This is a genomic window from Vibrio sp. 5S239, from assembly GCF_041439575.1.
Classification (GTDB): Bacteria; Pseudomonadota; Gammaproteobacteria; order Enterobacterales; family Vibrionaceae; genus Vibrio; species Vibrio kanaloae.
Map to the genome: position 1 here is coordinate 1 of NZ_JBGOOM010000013.1, position 24,883 is coordinate 24,883.

24 protein-coding genes are annotated in these 24,883 nt (G+C 44.3%); 15 read left to right on the plus strand and 9 right to left on the minus strand.

What is annotated here, in order from left to right; translation table 11 throughout:
• Positions 1-71: 71 nt before the first annotated feature.
• From ACED48_RS11800 to ACED48_RS11815, 4 genes are all read left to right on the plus strand, one after another.
• Positions 72-425, plus strand: a complete 354-nt coding sequence (locus tag ACED48_RS11800; RefSeq protein ID WP_017058478.1) for a hypothetical protein — start codon at positions 72-74, stop codon at positions 423-425.
• Positions 400-1,161, plus strand: coding sequence for a DUF6161 domain-containing protein (locus ACED48_RS11805; RefSeq protein ID WP_017058477.1), 762 nt, complete (start codon positions 400-402; stop codon positions 1,159-1,161). Before ACED48_RS11800 ends, ACED48_RS11805 begins: the two co-directional genes overlap by 26 nt.
• A gap of 123 nt (positions 1,162-1,284) precedes the next feature.
• The gene (locus tag ACED48_RS11810; RefSeq protein WP_017058476.1) at positions 1,285-1,536 is read left to right on the plus strand and encodes a TIGR03643 family protein; all 252 of its coding nucleotides are present in this window, start codon (positions 1,285-1,287) and stop codon (positions 1,534-1,536) included.
• Between the two features lie 146 nt (positions 1,537-1,682).
• On the plus strand, positions 1,683-2,024 hold the full coding sequence (locus ACED48_RS11815; protein ID WP_017058475.1) for an SH3 domain-containing protein: 342 nt from the start codon (positions 1,683-1,685) through the stop codon (positions 2,022-2,024).
• Positions 2,025-2,110: 86 nt separating this feature from the next.
• Here ACED48_RS11815 and ACED48_RS11820 read toward each other — a convergent pair whose 3' ends face one another.
• Positions 2,111-2,599, minus strand: a complete 489-nt coding sequence (locus ACED48_RS11820; protein ID WP_017058474.1) for an Sbal_3080 family lipoprotein — start codon at positions 2,597-2,599, stop codon at positions 2,111-2,113.
• 187 nt (positions 2,600-2,786) lie between these two features.
• Here ACED48_RS11820 and ACED48_RS11825 point away from each other — a divergent pair, with 187 nt between their 5' ends.
• Positions 2,787-3,074, plus strand: coding sequence for a hypothetical protein (locus ACED48_RS11825; protein ID WP_017058473.1), 288 nt, complete (start codon positions 2,787-2,789; stop codon positions 3,072-3,074).
• Between the two features lie 200 nt (positions 3,075-3,274).
• On the opposite strand, the gene ACED48_RS11830 is transcribed toward ACED48_RS11825, so the two are convergent.
• From ACED48_RS11830 to ACED48_RS11860, 7 genes are all read right to left on the minus strand, one after another.
• On the minus strand, positions 3,275-4,276 hold the full coding sequence (locus tag ACED48_RS11830; protein WP_017058472.1) for a substrate-binding domain-containing protein: 1,002 nt from the start codon (positions 4,274-4,276) through the stop codon (positions 3,275-3,277).
• 152 nt (positions 4,277-4,428) lie between these two features.
• Positions 4,429-5,373, minus strand: a complete 945-nt coding sequence (gene rbsK / locus ACED48_RS11835) for a ribokinase (RefSeq protein ID WP_017058471.1) — start codon at positions 5,371-5,373, stop codon at positions 4,429-4,431.
• Between the two features lie 212 nt (positions 5,374-5,585).
• The gene (gene rbsB, locus ACED48_RS11840; RefSeq protein WP_017058470.1) at positions 5,586-6,464 is read right to left on the minus strand and encodes a ribose ABC transporter substrate-binding protein RbsB; all 879 of its coding nucleotides are present in this window, start codon (positions 6,462-6,464) and stop codon (positions 5,586-5,588) included.
• A gap of 126 nt (positions 6,465-6,590) precedes the next feature.
• Positions 6,591-7,583 carry a ribose ABC transporter permease gene (gene rbsC / locus ACED48_RS11845; RefSeq protein ID WP_017058469.1) on the minus strand — a complete coding sequence of 331 codons (993 nt, stop codon included), beginning with the start codon at positions 7,581-7,583 and terminating at the stop codon, positions 6,591-6,593.
• Entirely contained in the window at positions 7,580-9,085 is a 1,506-nt protein-coding gene (gene rbsA, locus ACED48_RS11850; protein ID WP_017058468.1) for a ribose ABC transporter ATP-binding protein RbsA, read from the minus strand. Before rbsA ends, rbsC begins: the two co-directional genes overlap by 4 nt.
• Before the next feature lie 99 nt (positions 9,086-9,184).
• On the minus strand, positions 9,185-9,604 hold the full coding sequence (rbsD, locus tag ACED48_RS11855; RefSeq protein ID WP_017058467.1) for a D-ribose pyranase: 420 nt from the start codon (positions 9,602-9,604) through the stop codon (positions 9,185-9,187).
• Positions 9,605-9,818: 214 nt separating this feature from the next.
• On the minus strand, positions 9,819-10,862 hold the full coding sequence (locus ACED48_RS11860) for an endonuclease/exonuclease/phosphatase family protein (RefSeq protein ID WP_017058466.1): 1,044 nt from the start codon (positions 10,860-10,862) through the stop codon (positions 9,819-9,821).
• Between the two features lie 192 nt (positions 10,863-11,054).
• On the opposite strand from ACED48_RS11860, the gene bla reads away from it, so the two are divergent.
• From bla to ACED48_RS11890, 6 genes are all read left to right on the plus strand, one after another.
• Positions 11,055-11,918, plus strand: a complete 864-nt coding sequence (gene bla / locus ACED48_RS11865; RefSeq protein WP_029627291.1) for a class A beta-lactamase — start codon at positions 11,055-11,057, stop codon at positions 11,916-11,918.
• A gap of 234 nt (positions 11,919-12,152) precedes the next feature.
• Positions 12,153-14,048, plus strand: coding sequence for an extracellular solute-binding protein (locus ACED48_RS11870; RefSeq protein ID WP_017058464.1), 1,896 nt, complete (start codon positions 12,153-12,155; stop codon positions 14,046-14,048).
• A 12-nt stretch (positions 14,049-14,060) separates the two neighbouring features.
• Complete coding sequence (locus tag ACED48_RS11875; protein ID WP_017058463.1) at positions 14,061-15,149, plus strand: microcin C ABC transporter permease YejB; 1,089 nt, start codon at positions 14,061-14,063, stop codon at positions 15,147-15,149.
• 31 nt (positions 15,150-15,180) lie between these two features.
• Entirely contained in the window at positions 15,181-16,203 is a 1,023-nt protein-coding gene (locus ACED48_RS11880; RefSeq protein ID WP_004730360.1) for an ABC transporter permease, read from the plus strand.
• A 9-nt stretch (positions 16,204-16,212) separates the two neighbouring features.
• Positions 16,213-17,835, plus strand: coding sequence for a microcin C ABC transporter ATP-binding protein YejF (gene yejF / locus ACED48_RS11885; RefSeq protein WP_017058462.1), 1,623 nt, complete (start codon positions 16,213-16,215; stop codon positions 17,833-17,835).
• 117 nt (positions 17,836-17,952) lie between these two features.
• Positions 17,953-18,498 carry an RNA-binding S4 domain-containing protein gene (locus ACED48_RS11890; RefSeq protein WP_017058461.1) on the plus strand — a complete coding sequence of 182 codons (546 nt, stop codon included), beginning with the start codon at positions 17,953-17,955 and terminating at the stop codon, positions 18,496-18,498.
• Between the two features lie 231 nt (positions 18,499-18,729).
• Here ACED48_RS11890 and ACED48_RS11895 read toward each other — a convergent pair whose 3' ends face one another.
• Entirely contained in the window at positions 18,730-19,620 is an 891-nt protein-coding gene (locus tag ACED48_RS11895) for a LysR family transcriptional regulator (protein WP_017058460.1), read from the minus strand.
• 157 nt (positions 19,621-19,777) lie between these two features.
• On the opposite strand from ACED48_RS11895, the gene ACED48_RS11900 reads away from it, so the two are divergent.
• From ACED48_RS11900 to ACED48_RS11915, 4 genes are all read left to right on the plus strand, one after another.
• Positions 19,778-20,176, plus strand: a complete 399-nt coding sequence (locus tag ACED48_RS11900) for a RidA family protein (protein WP_017058459.1) — start codon at positions 19,778-19,780, stop codon at positions 20,174-20,176.
• A 198-nt stretch (positions 20,177-20,374) separates the two neighbouring features.
• Positions 20,375-21,835: an aldehyde dehydrogenase family protein gene (locus ACED48_RS11905; RefSeq protein ID WP_017058458.1), complete on the plus strand. Its 1,461-nt coding sequence runs from the start codon at positions 20,375-20,377 to the stop codon at positions 21,833-21,835.
• A 182-nt stretch (positions 21,836-22,017) separates the two neighbouring features.
• The gene (locus ACED48_RS11910) at positions 22,018-23,013 is read left to right on the plus strand and encodes a membrane dipeptidase (RefSeq protein ID WP_017058457.1); all 996 of its coding nucleotides are present in this window, start codon (positions 22,018-22,020) and stop codon (positions 23,011-23,013) included.
• A gap of 229 nt (positions 23,014-23,242) precedes the next feature.
• Positions 23,243-24,850 (plus strand): BCCT family transporter, encoded by a 1,608-nt coding sequence (locus tag ACED48_RS11915; protein WP_017058456.1) that lies wholly within the window; start codon positions 23,243-23,245, stop codon positions 24,848-24,850.
• Positions 24,851-24,883: the final 33 nt, after the last annotated feature.

The window sequence follows — 24,883 nt, forward strand, 5'->3', positions numbered from 1 at the left end:
GGTGTTATGCGGTGGCTTCGTATTGCGTTGCTCACTACTTAGCTTAGCGTTAGAAGTTACAAGGAGATTAGATGCACAAGTTACAACAAGAGATAGAAAGTTGGTCTTGGTTAGAAGGTATAGATCATGGTTTGGATGGATATGAGCAACTTAACCAAATAGGACTTAAACTCAATAAAGAGCTACAAAAAGCTAGTCCATCAGACAGCAAACTACAGACTTTTGAAGAAAAAATAGAAGAACTAAGCCAAGAACGAAAAATATTCTTATCTCAAAGTGTAACTGGTCGCTTCATCAACAGTATTGAGGATAAAGCTGTTGCAGTTAGTTGTTTACGCACGCTTTTGAACCAACAAGACTCTGACATTGAGGGTATTGTTACAGCAATTTCTAGATTTGATGTCAGAGATCAGAATACAGGCTAAAAAGCAACAAGAGTCTTTGGAAAGTGAGTCTATTGCTCTAGAGAAACGAGCCCGAGAATCTGAACAATTAGTCATCAGCTTAGATGACAGAGTAAAAAAGGCTATTCAAGAGGCTGAAGAAAACAAGGATACATTTGTTGATCGGGTTGAAACTGACTTACAGGAAACTATCAACCTCAATTCCAAAAGGTACGAAAGTCAGATTGAAGAACTAAACACTAAACTGGAGTCTGAAAAACAGAAAGCTAAAGAAAAAATATCCAATTTTGTTGAGTCATACAAAAGTGAAATCCAACTCAAAGCACCTGTTTCATATTGGGAAGATAATAAAAAGTTCCACAGGAAACGAGCAAAATACTTTGGTATTGCATCTTTAATTATCGCTCCGTTCATTTTTGCTTTAATAACGTGGGTTGGTTGGGAAGTTCTTTCTACGGACTCAATTGTTTGGGGGAAGATCGGAGTTATTGTATTTGCGACATCTTTAGCTGTATGGCTCATAAGAATTTTGGTAAGAATGTATCTTAGTCATAATCATCTTGAATTAAGTTCGCAGGAAAGAATTATAATGACTAAATCTTACCTAGCTCTCTTAAGTGAGGGAGGCGCTTCTTCTCCTGAAGAAAGGCAGTTAGTTCTACAATCAATATTCAAACCTTCGGCAACAGGTATCATCTCAGATGATGCGGCACCACCAAGTGTTATTGAACTGATAAACCGAACGACCTCAAGATAGTAACTCTTAGTATCAAGTTTGAAGTGCGACTCCTTACCGTTTTGAAGGTTAAGCTATATATTTTGTGAACCATAAGCTAGAAATTAACGTACAAAATGCGACTTTTTAACTTAGGAATACAAAATGACTCTACAAGAAGAAAGAGCATCTAGAATTATTGAAATGGCATGGGAAGATAGAACTCCGTTTGAGGCGATAGAATTACAATTCGGCTTGAATGAAGCTGAGGTTATTCGCTTCATGCGTAGTAAACTGAGAAGCGGCAGTTTTAAATTGTGGCGCTCTCGAGTTTCGGGACGCTTAACCAAACACCAAAAACTGCGAAGCTTTGATATTACAAGATCTTATTGCCCAACTCAGTACAAGCATCGTTAAACTTACACCATACAAAACATTTAAGGCAGACTCCCAACGCTTGGCATTTTCGGTTTGCCTTGAATTTAGTGTTTACGGCACAATGGTTTAGGTTTGGTGGTAGCGTTGCTCACTACTTAATACAACGTTGATACTTTGGAGGATATATGGAAGTAGTTACTACTCAACAGCATGTCTCAGAGTACCCAAATCCGTTTTATTTGAAGCGAGGCGATAAAATAACGCTGGGTGAAATAGATGACGAATTTCCCAATTGGATTTTTATAACCAATGATACTGGTGAGCAAGGCTGGGCTCCAATTCAATATATAGAAAAGGTCGAAAGCAGCTCCTTAGGGGTAATGCTTGAAGATTATGACAATGTTGAGATCGATACCGTCATCGGTGAAAAGCTGACAGTGCTGCATGAACTCAATGAGTGGTATCGAGTTTCGAGATCAACATGCGAAATTGGCTGGGTACCAGTGCGCTCTGTACAACGTATTTAAACGCAAGTCACATAACAATAAATCAATATGACAGGGTTTATATATCAAAATATAAGTAGGCCTCATTTTTATGAGGCCTTCGAATATTACTGGTTTGGCTGGCCGCCAAGACAGATTAACTCGTTTGCTTCTTCTTCAGTTAAATTACTTAATAGTAGATCTAGAGTAATTTCTGTGCGGCGTTGAGCTGAACCAAACTTGTCAAATCCACCACATTTTACCGTGTCAATTTTCACAAGTGCTACGGTTTGCTTGTTGTCTTTTATTTCAACATTTAGAAAGCGCATGTAACTAGCCATATCCCACCACCAATTTGCAGAGTAGGTCAGTTTTGGGTTATCAGTAGTGCTAGAATTAGATTGCGAAATATCGACGACTTCATATTGGAAACCGTACTCATCTAATTTACTTGCAATGATATGTTTAATTGACTCTTTAGTGCGTCCATCATCAATGATCTGGATACTTTTATTTTCTATTTTAGTTGAATCAAGCTGCTGAAGTTCAAGGATGGCATTATTTGCACAGCCAGATATGAGTAGTATTGAAAAAATCAGGACGATTTTATTAAGCATTATAACGGTTCTCAATTATTATTTATATTAACTAAATGTTACCATATGGTATGGTGTTCATAAAATAGTTTTGTTCGTCTTAGAATTAAAATCCATTGCTCGCCCAAGGTTTCTTAAGTTAGCCCATGATACTGGAGCCTAGTACCTTTCTTGGGGGCATTATGTCTATGTACTATGAGGAATCGTTATGATAGTTAGCGAATATGTAGTGAAAAAACCTAATGATAAAGCGCTAAATTTGATTATTGAGCTAGGTTTGCCTGAACCAGGTTCAACGGGTGACTATCGTTGTAAATTTAGTGTTCTGGCATTGGGTATTGACGAGTATATTTATGGTGTAGATGCCATGCAGTCATATTGTATGGCTCTAAAGCGCTTTAATTTTCTGATAAATGACCTCATCTCGGAAGGTTATAAGTTCTACTATCCTGGCTTTCTTGATATGGAACTAGATATTCTTTCAACGTACTTTTAGGTACGAACATAACAAGAGACCATGGCATCAATAGCTAATTTTTGGCGTTATTCTTATCCTACATTAGACCGTCTTTAAGCATTACATCTTGTGTCATGACCATCTTTCGTATGTAGGTAACTTCAAGACAGCTGGGATACTTACATATCAGCCCGTTGTGAGTCTGTTGATATGCCTTGTTACTTTTTTTAGCAGACGATCTAGATTGCTTTTACGCTACTTCGTTCGACTAATGTTGGTTCGAGTTCCACAACCTGTGGGTAAGCATCAGGAGTTTGTAGTCTGCTTAAAAGGGTATCTACTGCGACTTTGCCTAAACGGTGCTTTGGCTGGTGGATTGTACTTAACGCGGGTGTCATGTACTTCGACAGGTGGATGTCATCGTAGCCAATGATAGACAGATCATTCGGAATCGATGTGCCATCTTGCGCCGCAGCGTGAATCACGCCCATCGCCATCATATCGTTACTGACGAACAAAGCAGACGGCATTTCGCCACGAGTTTTCAATGTCTGATAAGAGTCAAAACCACCGTCACATTCAAAGTTGGATTCAACAATCCACTTAGGGTTGATCTCTAAGTTGGCTTCTTCCATTGCTTGCTTGAAGCCTTGATAACGAGACGAAGCTTGATTGCGATGCAGTGGGCCAGTAATACAGCCAATATCCGAGTGACCATTATCGATCAGGTGTTTGGTTGCCATGTAGCCACCTTGGTGCGAGTTATCTTGGATCTTATCGCTCGCAAACAGCATCGGGCCCCAGTCCATTACCACAACAGGCAGTTCTGGGTAGCGATCAAATACATCGATATGTTCGCCTTCAAGGGTAGAACACATCAGCATCAAGCCATCGACACGCTTTTGCAGCAAGGTATCGATAGAGGATTTCATGCGTTCGCTATCGCCTTCGGTGTTACACAAGATAAGATTGTAGCCTTTTTCATAGCAACGACGTTCCACACCTTTTACTACTTCACCAAAAAAGGGGTTGGTGGATGTGGTCACTAGCATTCCCAAGGTTTTGGTTTGCTTCATTTTCAAGCTGCGAGCCAATGCAGAAGGCGCATAGTTTAGTTCTTTAGCTGCACTGTTAACACGCTCAGCAATCTCTTCACTGACAAAGCGTGATTTGTTGATCACGTGGCTCACGGTAGAAGTCGAAACCTTTGCGAGCCGTGCGATGTCTTTCATTGTTGCCATAAAAAATCCTTGTGGGAATAACCTTCCACGTTGGGCGATATTCTGCCTGAAAACAGGGGCTTATGCTTGTTATTTGTTGTTACCGAATTTGAAGGCTAACATCCGTTAACCATGGTTTAGCTCAGGACTTAAGCCTTCAAATAGGTATCAAGCTAAGCAGACAGTTGCTCTGCCAAAAACGCATCGGTTTCCGCACGGCTTGGAATCGACGTTTGAGCACCAAAGCGTGTTACAGAGATAGCAGCTGCAGCGTGGGCAAATTTAATCGCACGCTCTAGTGGCATATCTTCAAGCAAGCCTGTCACTAACGCGCCGTTAAAGGTGTCACCAGCGGCGGTTGTGTCTGTTGCTTCAACACGGAAGCCTGCGATTAATTCACCTTCGCTAGCTTCATTACCTTGACCGCGATGACTCACCCACACGCCTTTCGCGCCTAGCGTGATCATTACCGTTTCAATGCCTTTAGTATGCAGAGCCAACGCAGCTTGATGAGCAGATGCGTTGTCCGTAACGGTAATGCCAGTTAGCACTTCAGCTTCGGTTTCGTTTGGTGTAATCACGTCAACACAAGCAAGCAGCGAATCCGATAATGGACGAGCAGGAGCCGGGTTAAGAATCACTTTAGTTCCACTCTCTTTTGCTACTTTTGCTGCGTATTCAATGCCTTCAATTGGCGTTTCAAGCTGAGTCAGTAGGTATTTAGCGCCGCGAATCTTTTCTAGGTGCGGTTCGATTTGATCGCAAGTCAGTTTGTCGTTGGCTTCTGCTGAAAGACAAATGCTGTTTTCACCGGTTGCTGATACTTGGATCATCGCGATGCCCGTCGGCGTGTTGTCTGCAACGATCACACCGTCGATGTTGATACCATCTTTAGAAAAATCTTGACGAATGTTGGTGCCAAATGGGTCGTCACCAACACAGGCGATGAAGCCAATGTCTGCGTTTAATCTTGCTGCTGCTACGGCTTGGTTTGCGCCTTTACCGCCAGGAATGACCTGATAGTTACCGCCAATCAAGGTTTCACCCGGACGAGGGAACGAAGGAACTTGCAGTACGTGGTCAGCGTTAACGCTACCTAAAACAATCAGTTGAGTCATGATACGAGCCTTATGATATATCGTATTTGAAAATGCATAGGTCTTTCTCATTACGTTAATTCACATTACGTTCATTGCTAGCCTTGTTAGCGGCTTATGAGAAACAGCGATGCACTATCGGGTTTTGCTTTTGTCTTGAGCCAGTGCGCTAATGAGTCAAGCAAAGCAGGGGATAGGGGACCCCTGCTTTATATTGCGTTATCTAGTAACGATTACTTAGCGATGATTTTTAGAGGTACTGGAACGTACTCGTCTACTGTTTCGCCTTTCAGTACTTTGTCTGCCATTTCGATACCTAGAGAACCGATTAGGTCAGGCTGTTGTGCAACCGTTGCGCCAAGTAGGCCGCGGTTAACTGCTGCGATGCCGTCTTCAGTGCCATCAAAGCCAACGATCATCACTTCTTTACCTGAAGCTTGAACGGCGCGAAGTGCACCTAGAGCCATTTCATCGTTTTGAGCGAATACCGCTTGTACGTCTGGGTTAGCTGCAAGCAAGTTTTCCATTACGTTCAGACCTTTAGTACGGTCGAAATCAGCTGGTTGGCTTGCTAGAAGCTCAAGGTCACTGCCGTTTACTGCGTTCATAAAGCCTTCACCACGTTCACGAGCAGCAGAAGTACCAGCGATACCTTCAAGTTGGATTACCTTTGCTTTTTCACCCACTTTTTCCATGATGAAGTGGCCTGCCATTTCACCGCCGATTACGTTATCAGAAGCGATGTGGCTCACTACGTCACCACGGCTTGCGCCACGGTCTAGCGTTAGTACAGGGATGTCTGAGCGGTTAGCAATACGAATCGCGTTAGACACAGCGTCTGAATCTGTTGGGTTGATCAGGATTGCCTTAACACCACGAATGGTTAGATCTTCAATGTTCGACAGCTCTTTGCTTGGGTCGTTTTGAGAATCAAGAACGATAAGCTTGTAGCCTAGCTCTTCAGCTTTCGCTTCTGCGCCATCTTTCATGGTTACAAAGAATGGGTTGTTCAATGTAGACAGAACGATTGCCATTGTATCTTGCGCCTGTGCAGACACAGATACTGTTGTAGAAAGAAGAGCAGCAGAAATAAGAGTCGCTAATTTTTTCATGGTGTAAGTCCTTTGTGTAGGGTGAGCTAGGAGGTGAGTCCTAGCTCGTAGTTACATTATTTATAGATTCTAATATTTTAAGGTAAAACAGGGTGTTACTTGTATTAACCTAGGATGTGAATAGGTTTATTTGTTTTTGTTGTCGACCAATACCGCCAGAAGAATAACCACTGCTTTTGCAATCATCTGGTAGTAAGAAGATACGTCTAATAGGTTTAGGGCGTTGTTTAGGAAACCGATAATCAGAGCACCAATCAATGTGCCCATGATGCGACCACGACCGCCGGCCAAGCTTGTGCCACCCAGAACTACGGCGGCAATGGCGTCTAATTCATAACCCATACCTGCGGTTGGTTGAGCTGATGACAAACGAGATGCCACGATGATGCCTGCCACTGCTGCTAACAGACCACAGATTGCGTAAACACCGATTTTTACTTTGTCTACGTCGATGCCTGATAGGCGAGTGGCTGATTCGTTGCCACCCAGTGCGTAAACGTAACGACCAAAGCGTGTGTGGTTAAGTAGGTACCACACTGCTGCGAATACCACGACCATGATCCATACTGGAACTGGGATGCCCATTGCGTAGCCTGTACCGAACCAAGCGAATGCGTCCGCTGTGTCAGTGAAGCCCGTTGAAATAGGACGACCATCTGTGTAAACCATGGTTACGCCGCGCAATAGAGTCATGGTGACTAGTGTTGCGATGAAGGCTTGAACCTTACCCTTGGCGATAATCACACCACTGATAGCACCTAATGCAGCACCTGCGACTAGAGCGGTTGGCACTGCGATCATCACTGGGATTTCCATACCAATCATGCTGGCTGCGAATGCACCACAAAGTGCCAGTACCGAACCAACACTCAAGTCGATACCTGCGGTTAAGATAACCAGCGTCATACCCACTGCGATAATGGCGTTGATAGAGGTTTGGCGCAGAATGTTTAGGATGTTGTCGACAGTAAAGAAATTCGGATTTAGAAAAGAAACGACAACAATCAGGAAGATCAAAGCAATTAATGACTTTTGATCAATCAGCCACTCTTTACTGATTAACGGTTTCTTCTTTGGCGCTTCAGTTTCAGTTGTTTTGTTTATGGTTTTAGTACTCATGCTGCGTCCTCGTTGAGCTTTTTACCGACCGCACACGCCAGTAATAATTCTTGGTTTGCTTCTTTTGCATCAAATTCACCGCTTACACGGCCTTCATGCATCACCATGATGCGGTCACTCATTCCTAATACCTCTGGCATTTCAGATGAAACTAAGATGATGCTCATGCCGTCGGCTTTAAATTTATTAATGAGTTGGTAAATCTCTTTCTTAGCACCGACATCGACACCACGAGTTGGTTCGTCGAGAATCAATACTTTTGGTTTAGTCATCAACCCTTTAGCGATAGCCACTTTCTGTTGGTTGCCACCAGAAAGGTTACCAATAATTTGCTCGCGAGTTGGTGTTTTGATGTTGAATAGCTTGATGAAATCATCAACCGCCATCACTTCGTCTTGGTGTTGAATTTGACCACTCTTAGTCAGTAGATCCAGTGAACATAGCGACATGTTCTCTTTCACTGAAAGCCCAAGCACTAAACCATCGCCTTTACGGTCTTCAGAGATGTAAGCAATACCATTGGTAAGACCATCTTTTGGACTTACAGGATTAATGGTTTTGTTTTCCAGGTTGATGACACCGCGTTCACTTGGAAGGGCACCGTAAATCACTTTCATCAGTTCGGTACGACCCGCACCCATTAGGCCAGATACACCCAGGATTTCACCGCGTTTTAGCGTAAAGCTCACGTCGTGAACACCAGAACCCGTCAGGCCAATCACTTCAAGACAGGTTTCACCGTGGCTCTGGCCGATACGTGGATATTGCTCGTCTAGCTTACGGCCAACCATCATTTCGATTAGGCCATCTTCGTCGGTGTCATTTACTTCACACTGACCAATGAACTTACCGTCACGAAGCACTGTGATGTCATCACAAATCTCGAAGATCTCTTTCAAACGGTGAGAGATGTAAACAATGCCACAGCCTTCATCGCGCAGTTCGTTAATCACCTTAAACAGAGACTCAGTTTCAGTATCGGTTAGCGCATCTGTCGGCTCATCCATAATGATGACCTTAGATTCAAACGATAGGGCTTTCGCGATCTCTACCATTTGCTGCTCACCAAGACTTAGCTGGCCTAAAGGTGTTTTTGAGCTGTGTTTTACGTTAAGGCGTTTAAGTAACTTGTCCGCTTCTTGGTACATTTCGTTCCACAAGATGCGACCCATGGTGCCCGTGATTTCACGACCTAAGAAGATGTTCTCGGCAATGGTCAACTCAGGAATTAGATTCAGTTCTTGGTGAATGATGCTAATGCCTGCTTGTTGAGAATCACGCGGCCCTTTAAATGCGGCAGGCTTTCCTTGGTAGGCGATAGTGCCGCCATCCAAGTGATAGATACCCGTCAACACTTTCATGAGTGTTGATTTACCCGCACCGTTTTCACCCATTAACGCCATTACGCGTCCTGGGTAAACGTTGAGGCTTGCCTTATCCAGTGCTTTAACACCAGGGAAAGCTTTCTCAATTGAGCTAAGTTCTAAAATGGCTTGAGTCATGTCGGTTCCTTTACTCGGGGCCAGTTGTATTTGATTGTTCTGTCTATGTATTCTTTTGGTTCAGTGATGACACTGAACTGTCATTGCGTTTTGCTTGAGCTAAAAGGTTACGCCAGCTTGGAAAATAACATTTGCGTATGGTGTGTATTCACCAGTGCGAATCACTGCACGGCTTTCATGCGTTCGCTGTTTGAATTCTTCATGAGTGATATAAGTAATCGAAAGCGATTTGCCACAACGTGCTTCTTCTGTCTTGATTAAATCAATCAGCGCTGCGTGGTGCTCTGGGCTTACTTTCGCAAACTCTTCTGCAATCACAACGCCTTCGATTTGAGATTCATCCAGCATGGTTTTTACCGTTTGCTGAAAGCTTGGGACACCGTGAGTCAAAGCAAGATCAATACGAGTTACGTGGTCTGGAATTGGTAAGCCCGCGTCACAAATCGTGATTTCATCTGTGTGGCCAAGAGTCGCCACTAAGTAAGAGAGTTCAGAGTTTATTAGAGTACTTTTTTTCATATCACGACCTATCGAAAAATAACGTTTAATGGGTTGAGAACAACTCAAGAAAAGCCATCGAAACGTTTCGATATTGATAATAATGTGTGATTTATCATTTGCACGTTTGATTGTTTTAGAGTGTGATAACGATCATCGAAACGTTTCGATGGTGCGTGTTTTGGTGATCGTAATCACTATTTATTTGCAGGGTGAATGTGTTGATTTACTTATTTTACGCTTCTCGTGTATGAGCTGTTACAGCAACGATGGCATGGTCCGTACTGAATTGGTCATGCTCGAAGCTTGGATTAATTAGGTGATGGTCTAACACTGTATAGCTAGAGATCTCCATCAAACTCGAGGAGTTCTGACAGTCAAACTCGTTTGACATTAAAATGTAGTCCAGCACAGAACCAGAAGCGCCGTAGTAATGGGTCGGCTTACGCTGTGCAAGCAAGTCTTCTTCATGTAGCTGATGGTAAAGATCCCAGCTGTCTTTTAAGCGAAAGTGGGACAGCCAATGCTTGCTGTTTTCGTCTCGGTTGATTGAGTAACTCAACAGTCCTTTAAACTCGTCGTTGAATAGAGGCTTATTAAAGTCACCCATCAACACGACAGGTTGATCGGTCTGGTAGCGTTGATGGGTGATGTATTGATGCAGCATCTGAGCTTCTAGACCGCGTTGGGCACTGGATAACCAAGAGCCAAGTTGTTCTTGGTGTAAGCGAGTGAGCGTGTCACTTTGTGGTTTTTTACCTTGCTGAGCGTTGTCTACATTGACCGATTCTGCTTTTGGTTCTGTCGGTCGTTGTGATTTGAAGTGCACCACATAACAGTCGGTTGAACCTAAATGGGGTAACGTAATCGTTGTGTGAACAGGCGTTCTGTTGAATGAGAATTTGTCGCCAAGGTTGAATGCTGTCAGTAACGTCGAATCTGGTCTAACAGGCTGTACGTTTTCAATCGGGTAACGGGAAACAATACCAACGACAGGTGAGGTATATAGGTAATCATCTTCAACGTGTGCGCTATCGACTACTGCAAAGTAAGGGTAGCCAAGTTCATTCATTAACTGCTCTAAAGACTGCGGGCTAAATATCTCTTGGAAGCCAATCACATCACAATCTAATGAACGAATCGCTTCAGCTATCCAGCCTTGTTTCTTTCGCCATTCGTCGAAGCTGTAGATATTTTCAAAATCATAATAAGCATTCGGTGGTTCGAGGTAGTTCAAAAGGTTGAACGTTGCGAATGTTATTTGGTTTGGTTTGTTCAAGGTTGAATCCTATTGAAATCACTCCTTTAAGGATATCTAAAATATGAAGATATTGTTCGGGTTTAGCCACTTATTTTCATTGGCTCTAGATTAGAGAGTCGTTTTTTGCTTAGATTCTCTCCACTCGACGCTTTTAAGGCGTCGCATTTATTTTTATCTGCGATCAATCGATCGTTTTGTGATGGTTAAAGAATGAAAAAATATACTTCCCTTACTCTTATGTCATTGAGTGCTCTCTTCTCTACATCGTCATTGAGTCATTCCCTTGAGGCATATTCTATTGCGAAAATCGAATCTCGTATCTCGGCGCGCATTGGTGTCGCAGTTTACGATTCCGCGACGGATCAAATATGGAATTATAAGGGCGACGAACGCTTTCCAATGATGAGTACCTTTAAAACTTTAACGTGTGCGAATCTTCTCTATGACCATGAAAGTGAAGGATTAGATTTAGATTCAAAAGTTGGGATAGAACCTGATGAGCTTATTGCTTGGTCTCCGATTACTAAATCGTTTGTCGGTAAAGAGATCTCACTCAGAAGCGCATGTGCCGCAACCATGGAAATGAGCGACAACACGGCCGCTAATATAGTGTTACGAAGCACAGGTGGGCCTAGCGGGTTAACTGAGTTTTTGCGTTTCATGGGAGACAGAAAAACACGCCTTGACCATATCGAACCCGATTTGAACCATGCTCGTCCGGGTGATCAGCGTGACACCACAACACCAAACACTATGGTCAAAACGTTAAACGAATTGGTGTATGGCAACGTGCTATCAGAAGAATCTAAAGCTCAGCTAAAGACTTGGATGATGGATAATAAAGTCTCCGATGGGATGATCCGTTTGATTCTGCCTGATGGTTGGAATATTGCCGATAGGTCCGGAGCGGGCGCTTATGGCTCACGTGCTATCACGGCTATCGTGTGGAGTGAAACTCGCGCTCCGTTAATCATCAGTATCTCTCTGACGGAAACCGAATTAGCCATTCCAGAGCGTGACACTGTGATCAATGAAATTGGTGAACTTGTTTTTGATGGTTACGGCGTTCAATAGTTAAGACCAACAACACTTCGCGCTAGTCACTGATACAGCTTCGGTTCTAGCGCGTTTTATTTCTTTAGACCGGACCAAGTAATTTATAAATAAACGGTAATAGATGGAGTGCTGATGGTTTTATTAGTTATTACATGATGTTAGATTTGAACCTATACTTGCTTTAACGGTGTGCATTTAAAGCCGGTCAATCAAGTTGGATATAGAATTTATAACATTTGAAGGGAGAATCAAATGGGAACAAATTTTCGAAGTAAAGCCTCGCAACGCACTCAGTTTTTCAGGTTTAAATTGAAGTCATGTGCAATCATGTTGCCGCTTATTGCTTTACAACCCTCCGTTACTTACGCTTCTGAAACTCAATCACCTCCTGCTGCCACCGTTATTGAAACCACACAACTGGTTGGTTTTGGTGAAGCAAAATATCCAGCCGATTTCACTCACTTCGATTACGTTAATCCTGATGCGCCAAAGCAGGGCAAAGTGACCTATGGCAGCATAGGTACGTACGATAGCTTTAATCGATTCGGTTCCCGCGGCGTTGCTGCAAGTTATACCGGAGAGATTTACGATACCTTGATGTTTTCTCCGAGTGACGAGATTGATGCGTACTATCCATTGATTGCTTCAAAGGTTCGCTACGCCAGTGATTTCACTTGGATGGAAATCGACATCAACCCAAATGCTAAATTCCAAGACGGCGAGCCTATCACCGCGCATGATGTTGCCTTCACTTTTGACAAGTTCTCAACCGAGGGCGTGCCTCAGTATCGTGTGTATTACAAAGAGATTAAGTCAGTAAAAGCGGTCTCTGATTTGGTTGTTCGCATTGAAATGAACAGCCCAAACCGCGAAAAACTGTTTAGCTTCGCGCAAAGCACTCGTGTATTGCCGAAACATTTCTGGAAAGACAGAAAACTGTCTGAGCCGCTAAGTGAGCCACCAGTCGGTAGTGGCCCTTATAAGATCATCAGCTACAAATCGGGCCAAAGTGTTACCTATGGTCTAGATGAAAATTACTGGGCAGCAGACCTACCAGTTAACGTTGGCCGTAATAACTTCAAGCAGGTGCAATACGATTACTACCGTGACGACACGGTAATGTTGGAAGCCTTCAAAGCAGGGGAGTTCGATCTTCGAACCGAGAACTCGGCTAAGTTTTGGGCCAACTCTTACACGGGTGCAAATTTCGATAAAGGCTACATCATTAAAGAAGAGATAAACCACGAGAAGCCTGAAACGACTCAAGGTTTTGTCTTCAATATTCAATCTCCTGTGTTCTCAGATCCTAAGGTGCGTGAAGCGTTAACGTACGCGATGGACTTTGAGTGGATGAACAAGAACATGTTTTATGGTCAGTACAAACGTACTCGTAGTTACTTCCAAAACACGGACTATGAAGCGAAAGGCTTACCAAGCGAAGACGAAGTTGAATTACTGTCGCAGTATAAAGATCAAATCCCACCACGAGTGTTTACTGAAGAATTCCAGCCGCCAGTAACCGATGGTAGCGGTCGTATCCGTAGCCAAATGCGTACCGCTTTCAAGCTATTGAAAGAAGCAGGTTGGGTACTGAAAGACAAAGTAATGACTAACGCAAAGAGTGGTAAGCCAATGTCTTTTGAGTTATTGATTTACAGCCCGACCACGGAGCGAATTGCAACACCAGTTCAAAAGAATCTCAAGCGCATGGGTATCGAGATGAAGATCCGAACCATAGATACCACTCAGTATATCAAGCGCTTGCGCGATCGTGACTTCGACATGGTGTCTTCATCGTTTTCTGCAAACCCTTACCCTAGCCCAAACTTAATGATCGTTTGGAACTCTAACTACATTGATTCTACTTACAATACTGCAGGTGTGATGGATCCGGTGGTTGACGCGTTAACAGAAAAAATTGCGCGTAACCAACAGCATCCTGAAAAACTTCTTACACTAGGTCGCTCACTTGACCGTGTATTACAGTGGAATTTCTACAACATCCCGCAATGGCACGTTGGTGAGTACCGCGTAGCAATGTGGGATAAGTTTGAGCGTCCAGATGTATTGCCTAAATACGATTTAGGTATTGATACATGGTGGATTTCAGAAGAGAAGGCGGCTTTGCTGCCTGAAAAACGTCGCTAGGAGTTAGTTAGCATGGCCGCGTATATATTTCGGCGTTTACTGTTGGTGATCCCCACGCTGTGGGCGATCATCACCATCAACTTTTTCATTATCCAGATTGCGCCCGGAGGTCCGGTAGAGCAAGCTGTTGCTCAATTAGAAGGGCATAACTCCGGCATCATGGAGCGCTTTTCTGGTGGTGGACAAGAAGTTGATTTAAGCGAAAGTGACCAAGCGTCTGCCAGTGGCTATAAAGGTTCTCGTGGGCTTGATCCGGAAGTGGTTGAAGAAATCAAAAAGCAGTTTGGTTTTGATAAGCCGATTCATGTTCGCTACTTTGAAATGTTGAAAAATTACGCGACCTTTAACTTCGGTGAAAGCTTGTTTAAGGGTGGTAACGTTATTGATTTGATCATCGAGCGACTGCCTGTTTCCATCTCCTTAGGGTTATGGAGTACCTTAATCATTTATGTGATTTCGATACCTTTAGGCATCATGAAGGCGATACATCACGGTTCTCGGTTTGATATTTGGTCGAGTGCGGTGGTGATTGTCGGCTATGCTGTTCCGGGCTTCTTGTTTGCGATTATCCTGATTATTTTGTTCGCGAGTGGTAACTACTTCAGTTGGTTCCCATTGCGTGGACTCGTGTCGAGTAACTTCGACCAGCTCAATTGGTATCAGCAAATTGGCGACTACTTCTGGCACTTGGCGTTGCCTATTTTTGCAATGGTCATTGGCGGCTTTGCCACGCTCAGCATGCTGACCAAAAACTCTTTCCTTGATGAAATCAACAAGCAATATGTGGTGACAGCGCGAGCAAAAGGTTTGGACGAGAGCAGTATTCTCTACAAGCACGTGTTCCGTAACGCTATGTTGATCATTATTGCGGGTTTCCCTAGCGCATTTATTAGTATTTTCTTCACGGGTTCTATGTTGATTGAAGTGATGTTTTCACTTGAAGGTATCGGTCTGCTTGGCTTTGAGTCGACCATTCAGCGAGATTACCCAGTGGTGTTCAGCTCTCTCTATATCATGACCTTGCTCGGCTTGGTACTGAGCATTATCTCCGACCTGACGTATACCTGGGTTGATCCTCGAATTGATTTTGAAGCGCGTTAATGGCGAATGAATAAAAAGGTATTGATAATAAATGTTTAACAACCCTTTAGCTGAAGCTCGTTGGTTGCGTTTTAAAGCAAACAAGCGTGGTTTTATCTCCCTTTGGATATTTACCATTCTGTTTGGACTGAGTCTGTTCGCAGAGATCATCGCCAACGACAAGCCACTCTTGGTTTCTTATGATAATCAGTGGTTTGTGCCTGTCATTAATGAATATGCCGAGACCGAATTTGGTGGCGAGTTTGAAACCGAAGCGGATTACAAAGACCCGTATGTTATTGAGCTCATTGAAGACAGCGGTTACATCGTGTGGCCAATCATTCCTTTTAGCTACGATACGATAAACTTCGATATTTCAGGCGCGGTGCCATCGGAGCCAGATTCAGTGAACTGGCTAGGAACCGATGATAAAGGGCGCGATGTGCTAGCTCGCATCATTTATGGGTTCCGTATTTCCGTTCTATTTGGTTTTATTCTGACGATTGTATCGAGCGTGGTCGGCGTCGTAGTCGGGGCGACACAAGGTTATTACGGTGGCTGGGTCGACTTGTTTGGGCAACGATTCATTGAAGTCTGGTCTGGTATGCCGACCCTGTTCTTGTTGATCATTTTGTCGAGCTTTATTGAGCCTAATTTCTGGTGGTTGCTCGGGATTATGGTGTTGTTCAGTTGGATGAGTTTGGTTGGGATTGTTCGAGCTGAATTCTTACGTTGCCGAAACTTTGATTACGTAAGAGCCGCGCAGGCCATGGGCGTGGATGACAAACGCATTATGCTTCGTCACATGCTACCCAACGCGATGGTGGCGTCGTTAACCATGATGCCGTTTATCCTCTCAGGCTCGGTCACCACATTAACGTCGTTAGATTTCTTAGGCTTTGGTCTTCCTGCGGGCTCGCCTTCGTTAGGTGAGCTATTGGCGCAAGGTAAAGCTAACTTGCAAGCGCCTTGGCTTGGTATTTCTGCTTTCGTCGTGCTTTCACTGATGCTGACGTTACTGGTCTTCGTTGGTGAAGCGGTGCGTGATGCTTTCGACCCACATCAACAGAAGTAAGGATAGGTTATGACTTCAAATACAACGCCTGCTTCTCCAGTTTTGACCATCGACAAATTGTCGGTCGGTTTCGGGCGAAAAGATTCGATAGAACAAGTGACGCAAGATGTCTCTTTAGAAATATACAAAGGTGAGACATTGGCGCTGGTGGGCGAGAGTGGCTCCGGTAAATCGGTTACAGCTAACTCGATTTTAAAACTGCTGCCTAAAGGCTCATCGCACTACTTAAACGGTAAGATTAATTTCTCAGGTACCGATATCCTGAGTTGCTCTGAAAGGCTATTGCGCGGGATTCGTGGTGGTCGCATCGGCATGATCTTCCAAGAGCCTATGGTGTCGTTGAACCCACTTCATCGAGTCGGTAAGCAGCTGGTTGAAACTCTTTCTATTCACCGAGGAATGCGAACCAATAAAGCGCAAGCCTTGGCGATAGAGTGGCTTTCAAAGGTGGGTATTCGTTACCCAGAGCAGAAGATATCCGCGTATCCGCACGAGCTGTCAGGTGGAGAGCGTCAGCGTGTGATGATTGCGATGGCACTGATCAACGAACCAGAACTGCTTATCGCTGATGAGCCGACAACGGCTTTGGATGTATCAGTACAAGCGCAGATTCTCGACCTGTTAAAAGATCTGCAACAAGAGCTGGGTATGGCGATGCTTTTTATCACTCATGACTTAAGCATCGTTCGTAAGATTGCCGACAGAGTAGCGGTAATGAAAGATGGTCGCTTGGTTGGAAGCAATGACTGCCAAACACTCTTTAATGCACCAGCTCACCCTTATACGCAAAAGCTTATCAACTCTGACCCGAAAGGCTTGCCCGTTCCAGTTTCTCCGGAAAGTGAACCTCTGCTCGATGTTAATCAACTTCGTGTTTGGTTCCCGATTACGGGCGGTTTATTTAAGCGAACCATTTCTCATGTCAAAGCCGTAACAGACATGGAGTTCACTTTGAAGAAAGGGCACTCAATCGGTTTAGTTGGCGAAAGTGGCTCGGGTAAATCGACAACCGGTATGGCGATACTCAAATTGGTGCAAAGTGAAGGTTCAATTACCTACGCTGATGAGCAAATTCAAGGCTTAAACCGCCAACAAATGCTGCCGTTTAGAAGCCGCATGCAAGTGGTCTTTCAAGACCCGTTTTCTGCATTGAATCCAAGAATGTCGGTCGCTCAGGTGATTGGTGAAGGTTTGTTAGTGCATCAACAATTGGATGAGAATGAACTCGACCAACGCATCTGTGACGTAATGAAAGAAGTCGACCTCGATCCAGAAACTCGTCACCGCTACCCCAACGAATTTTCTGGCGGACAAAGGCAGCGTATCGCCATTGCACGAGCTCTTATTCTTAAGCCAGAGTTTATCTTGCTCGATGAACCAACATCGTCATTAGACAGAACGGTACAAGCGCAAGTGTTAGATCTACTCAAGTCACTTCAAGAAAAGTACGGTCTGACCTATTTGTTTATCAGTCATGATTTGAATGTCGTGAAATCCTTGTGTCATTACACCATTGTAATGAAAGCTGGCGAGGTAATAGAGAAGGGCGACACTGAGACTTTGTTCGGAAATCCGCAACATGAATACACCAAGCAGCTTGTGAGTCTTTCAAATGTTGGTGGGACGTTATAACGGAGGTGACAGCATTAAAACAAATAATGACCTGATCAATTCAACATGGTCATTTCGTTGTTTTAAGATTACACTGCGCCCAATATTTCAGAAGTACATATTTAGGTAGAGGTCACCATGGACCAAGAACATTACGAAGACGCTGATTACGAAGGTTACGATCACGGTGAAGAAGGCGAAGAGATTGAAATCGAAGCCATTGGTATCGATGTTTCTTCTCAGCCAATCGAGCTCTACAAAGCGTTTAAGATCGCTAACCTAGTAAGCGGTGGCGGTGAGGCTAAACACATCATTTCTGAAGGCTACGTAGCGGTAAATGGTGAGCTAGAAACGCGTAAGCGTCGTAAAATGTACGATGGCGACTTCTTTGAATTCAATCAAGAATACTATGTAGTGGTGTGTGATCAGCCAGTACAAGAAGAATCAGAAAAACCGAAAAAGAAAGAAGCGCCGCAACAAAACAACAAGACGAAGAAAGGTCAGTCTAAAAAGGGTTCAAGCAAGAAAGAATCGCAGCGGAGCACTGCAGATACGCTAAGTGCTAAAGCTGAACCTAAGAAAGAGAAAAAAGAGGAGAAAGAAAACAAATCGAAAAAGAAAGCGGACACGCCAAAGCCCCAACGTGACGATAAAAGCGGCCGTAATTCGATTGAATTCTTCTAAGTTATAGTTCTAAACTGCTACTCTTTTTAAACCTAAGCAAGGTTTGACCTAGGTTTTACTTAAGCAGATATCAAAAGGCTCGCTATTTAGTGAGCTTTTTTTGATCCACTAAACTTAACCTATGGCCTGGGGTTAAGGCTTGCTTGAAAAAAGCTATGTGTATGTCTAGCACCAACGAGCCGTTGAACTGCGTGAAAGTTTCTAATTCTGACCAATCATGTATTTAATGAGTTACGCTTTGTTGTCTTCATAGCTGAGGTATTGGATACACAGATCATGAAAGGCCTGAGCTTGCGGTGAGATCGTACGGTCGGCCAATCTAAATATGCCGATTTGTCGTTGCAAGGGCGGGTCAATCAACGGAATCCAGATTAATCGGGTCTCATTGGTTGGGAAGGCCAGCTTTGGCAGCGTGGTTAAGCCTATCCCAAGTTCTAATACAGAAAACAGCGAAGTGATGTTCTCCACGGAATAGAGCGCTTGTTCACTGAGCATTCGTGCGGGTGTTGGGTCAAGTAGGGTACATGTCCCGTTGCGAATGAACGGTTGTTTTAACAAAGTTTGCCATTCTATTCCCTCGAACTGAGAGGCGATAGGGTTGTCTCTGAGGCAGACCACACCAATAGGATCGGAGAGCAATGGCGTGAAATCGATGCTCTCTTCTTCTAAATGGGAGATATTTCCGAGGGCAACATCCACTTCCCCAGAGAGTAATCTTGCTTCCACACCAGCCGCATTGTCATCAATCAAGCTTACCTCAACATTTGGGTACTGTTCACAAAAAGCCCCTAAAACACTAGGGATTAATTTTGCCGCTACCGATGGCACGCTCGCTATTCGAACTCTTCCTTGTTGTCCTGCGGCGGCGGCACGTAAGTCATTGTCTAATGCATTGTAAACATTAAGAAACTGGATGACTTTTGGAAGGCATATTTCCCCGAAAGGAGTCAGTGTGGATTTGTTGCCTGTTTCAAACAGTGGTTGGCCGAGTATTTTTTCTAGCTCTTTTATTGATGTAGAAAGTGCCGCTTGCGATCGATTTGCTCGGTGAGATGCTGCTCGAAATCCGCCTTCTTCGACCACTAAAACAAAATGTTTTAACTGTTGTAGCTTAATACTCATGGCACTGATCCTTCTCTAGCCCTTGCTATACCTTACTTTTTGGCATGTGATAGGTTTTATTTATCAAATGCACAAAATTTACCGTTAGATTTATCATTCGTCAAGGTGCAGTATTTAACCATCTTGAAACATAGTTGTTACAAAGTTGGATGGAATCGTGAACGCACAAACTAAAAAACACCCAGTAAAAACCGCTCTTTTTGCTTCAAAAGCACCACTAGAGTGGGCGATCGTAAATAACGGTACTCTATACACCGCGCAGATTCCAATTGATGAAACGGGCGCAGTCGTAGAGGGCGGTATTGAAACGCAAACGCGACAGACTTTTAACAACCTTGTTCATACGTTGGAGTGTGCAGGCGAATCTATGGATTCAGTGCTGCAAGTTCTGATTTACGTGACAGACCGTGAATACCTAAAAACGGTAAACAGCGTATACGGAGAATACTTCAATGCACCTTATCCAAACCGTGCTGCGGTCGTCGTTGCAGGGTTAGCAAGAGAAGAGATGCTGGTCGAGTTCGTGGTTTATGCATCGGCGTCTCAACCTGAATAATTCGACTGTGAACTAAGGCTATTTGCGGTTCAATACTCTTTGAATTAAAGCGGTTTATTGATACAAGCGAACGGGTTCACTTTAGATACAAAATATACGACTTATTTTAGCAATTAATTACCTGAATATTAACAGTTTATTAATTAACCAGATGGTTGCCAGGCTCAACCGCGACCAAACCGTTACAAGGACAGAATGATGACTCAATTACAGAATGTTCAAGCAGAAAACGCACTTTACATTGGCGGCGAATGGCAAGCGGGTGTAAGCACCGTTACGAACATTAACCCATCAGATATTTCTGAAAACATCGGTAACTTTGCACAAGCAAGTGCTGAACAAGTTCAACAAGCGATTTCAGCGGCAAAGCACGCTCAACCAGAGTGGGAAAAAACGCCAATTGAACGTAAGCAAGCAGTACTTCAAGCGATTGGTGATGAGCTGATTGCACGTTGCGATGAGCTAGGTACGTTGCTTTCTCGTGAAGAAGGCAAGCCTTTTGCTGAAGGTCGCGGCGAAATTTACCGTGCAGGTCAGTTTTTCCAATACTTCGCGGCTGAAGTGCTTCGCCAAATTGGCGACAACGCAGAATCAGTTCGCCCAGGCGTTTCTGTTGAAGTGACTCGTGAAGCTGTTGGTGTTATTGGCATCATCTCTCCTTGGAACTTCCCGACAGCAACAGCGGCTTGGAAAATCGCTCCTGCGCTTGCTTTCGGTAACAGCGTTATCTGGAAACCAGCAAACCTAACACCAGCAAGTGCGGTTGCGCTTACTGAAATTATCCACCGCCAAGGTATCCCAGCAGGCACGTTCAACCTTGTTCTGGGTAGCGGTTCAACAGTGGGTGATGCACTGATCAACTCAAAAGAAGTGAACGGTGTGAGCTTTACCGGATCGGTTGATACGGGTCGTAAGGTTGCCGCTGCAACAGCGCCAAACTTCGTTCGTTGCCAATTAGAGATGGGCAGCAAGAATGCACTTGTGGTTGCAGACGATGCTGATATCCAAACAGCGGTTGACGCGACTATCGCTGGTTCGTTCTCTGGCGCGGGTCAAAAATGTACCGCGTCTTCTCGTTTAGTGGTTATGGATGGCATTCACGACCAATACGTTGAAGCACTGATCAAGCGTATGAGCGAGCTAAAAGTCGGTCACGCACTGGAAGAAGGCGTATTCATGGGCCCGGTAGTTGACGGCAAACAACTCGAAGCAAACCTAGGTTGGGTTGAGAAAGCACGTCAAAGCGGCGGTGAGCTGGCATTCGGTGGCGAACGCTTGAGCATGAAACATGAAGGTTTCTACATGTCTCCAACTCTGTTCTTGAATACGAAGAACGATTGGGAAGTGAACCAAGAGGAAGTGTTCGCACCAATGGCAAGCGTGATTCGTGTGGCTGACTTAGAAGAAGCGATTGCGACGACCAACGATACTCGCTTTGGTCTAACAGGCGGCATCATTACTCAGAGCCTACGTACTAGCGCAATGTTCAAGCAACAAACGCAAACAGGTTGTGTGATGGTGAACCTACCAACAGCAGGCACGGATTACCACGTACCGTTTGGCGGCCGTAAAGAGTCTAGCTTCGGTCCTCGTGAGCAAGGTCAATACGCGAAAGAGTTCTACACAGTGGTGAAGACAGCTTACCAGCGTCCTTACTAGCTAGATCTGTATTAATTGACGTTCTATTAATGAAAAGTGGCCTGATTCACAGAGTCAGGCCAACATTCAAACCAAAACAGCAAACGAACTTAGACAAGTGATTTAACCCATTTTTGAAAACATGTTACTTGAGCGTGTTTTCAAAACCGAGCTAGAACACTGAGCTTTCAATAGGAGTGGTTATGTACCAGCAACGGATTGTTATAGATGGATTGCAATACTGCAATTGGAACAGAGAATATTTCCAAACATTAAAGGCGAGTGGCATTACTGCAGTTCACGCTACCGCGGTTTACCACGAGACAGCTCGTGAAACCTTATCTCGCTTTGCAGAGTGGAACTTAAGATTCGAGCAGAACGCAGACCTTATCATGCCGATTCACTCAATGGCTGATGTTGAGACTGCAAAAGCGACTGGCAAAGTCGGTATTTTACTTGGTGCTCAAAACTGTTCTCCAATCGACGATGAGATTGGTCTTATCGAAGTGATGCGTAAGCAAGGTCTTTTGATCATGCAACTGACGTACAACAACCAGAGCTTATTGGCGACGGGTTGCTACGAGAAGAACGATACGGGTATTACTCGATTTGGTAAGCAAGCCATCGAAGAGATGAACCGAGTGGGCATGATCATCGATATGTCTCACAGTGCCGAACGCTCAACACTTGAAGCAATTGACCTGTCTTCTCGTCCTATTTGTATCAGCCATGCGAATCCGACGTTCGCTCATGATGCGCTACGAAACAAATCAAGCGATGTGATTAAAGCCCTAACCGCACGCGGTGGTTTAATCGGATTCAGCTTATACCCATTCCACCTACCAAACGGCAGCCAATGTACGTTGGAAGACTTCTGCCAGATGGTCGCGACTACCGCTGACATGGTCGGCGTAGAACACCTAGGTATTGGTAGTGACCTATGCTTAAACCAACCTCAAGCGGTTCTTGAATGGATGAGAAATGGTCGTTGGTCTAAAGCAATGGACTACGGTGAAGGCTCTGCAAACAACTCAGGTTGGCCAGATGCGTTGCCTTGGTTCTGCGGTAGTGCGGGTATGGAAAATATATATAACGGATTGATGCGTCATGGTTTCAGCGAGTCTGAAGCTGGGCAAGTCTTGGGAGAAAACTGGTTTAACTTCTTGAAAGATGGCCTAGAGCCGCAAAGCAAGGGTTAAGCGTTTCTCGCTAGTCATCATCTAAAAGGCAGCCTTCTAACGAACGTTCAATGAGCAAGTGCTGCTTAACCAATTTCACTATTCAAAAGGAACAACGGTCTATTTCGCAACGCGGTAACCCAAACATGGATTAGCCTGCCTAACACAAAAAACAATAGGGCAGGTGTTAAATACACCCTTGTAGTCATCATTCAAATGACAGCTGCAAAGAAACCTCTGGAGTCAGAGTATGTCTGATTTAACCAATAGCGTGAAATCTTCAAGCTTAAATGCGGGTCAAGCACACACAGCAAGTAATACAAACAGCAACACAAACCAGTCTGAATCTACGTCAGACAAATTAGGGCTAACCAACCCAGCACTTTGGTACAGCGGCGGTTTTATCGCTCTGTTCGTGGCACTTGCTTTGTTTGATGAGGAGTTGTTATCAAGCCTAGTAAATACGGGCTTTGCATGGTCTGTAAAAGTGTTCGGTCCTTACTGGCAAATGCTTCTTCTTCTGACTTTTCTTATTGGTCTTGGCCTGGCGGCAGGGCGAACAGGCAAGGTTATCCTAGGTGGCATCGCTAAACCTGAAATGGACGGCTTTCGTTGGATGGCGATCATCTTCTGTACGCTACTGGCTGGTGGCGGTGTATTTTGGGCTGCAGCAGAGCCGATTGCACATTACGTTAGCCCACCACCATTGTATGGCGCGCAAGAAAATGCACAGCAAGGCGCAGTGAATGCGTTATCACAATCGTTTATGCACTGGGGGTTCTTAGCATGGGCCATTGTGGGTAGTTTGACCTCGATTGTGGTTATGCACCTTCACTACGACAAAGGCTTGCCGCTTAAACCTCGTATTCTGCTTTATCCTGTATTAGGCGAAAGAGCACTGAAAGGCCATACAGGCGCATTGATTGATGCATGTTGTATTGTCGCAGTAGCGGCGGGCACTATTGGTCCTATCGGGTTCTTGGGCTTGCAAGTGAGCTACGCACTGAACGAATTGTTTGGTATTCCAGACGGTTTTACGACCCAACTGATCATCATCTTGTTTGCGATCGTTCTGTATACATTGTCGGCATTAAGTGGTCTTAACCGCGGAATGCAAATGCTAAGCCGTTACAACGTAATTTTGGCGATGGCATTGATGGTCTACATCCTGATTTTTGGTCCAACAAACTTCATCTTCAATGGCTATATTCAAGGTGTAGGCAGCATGATTGACAACTTCATTCCAATGGCAACTTACCGTGGTGACGAAGGTTGGTTGAGCTGGTGGACCGTGTTCTTCTGGGGTTGGTTCTTAGGTTACGGCCCAATGATGGCAATCTTTATTGCTCGTATTTCTCGCGGTCGTAGTATTCGCCAATTGGTATCAACCATTAGTCTTATCGCACCGTTTGTTACTTGCTTTTGGTTCACGATTGTTGGCGGCTCTGGTCTTGCGTTCGAAATCGCAGATCCAGGCAGTGTAAGTAAAGCGTTTGAAGGCTTTAACTTACCAGGCGCGCTACTGGCGGTCACTCAGCAACTACCAATGCCAATGCTTATCTCTATTTTGTTCTTGATCTTAACCACGATCTTCATCGTAACGACCGGTGACTCAATGACTTACACCATCAGTGTGGTGATCAGTGGCGAGACAGAACCTAATGCAATTATTCGTACTTTCTGGGGTGTGATGATGGGGGTAACAGCGTTAATTCTAATCTCTCTAGGTTCTGGCGGTATTTCAGCGCTGCAATCCTTCATTGTTATCACTGCGGTACCAGTGTCCTTTATCTTATTACCATCGCTTTGGAATGCGCCTCAAATCGCAATCAAGATGGCGAAAGAACAAGGTTTATAAAAGAGAAGACGCTGTAAGAAATTGATGAAATAA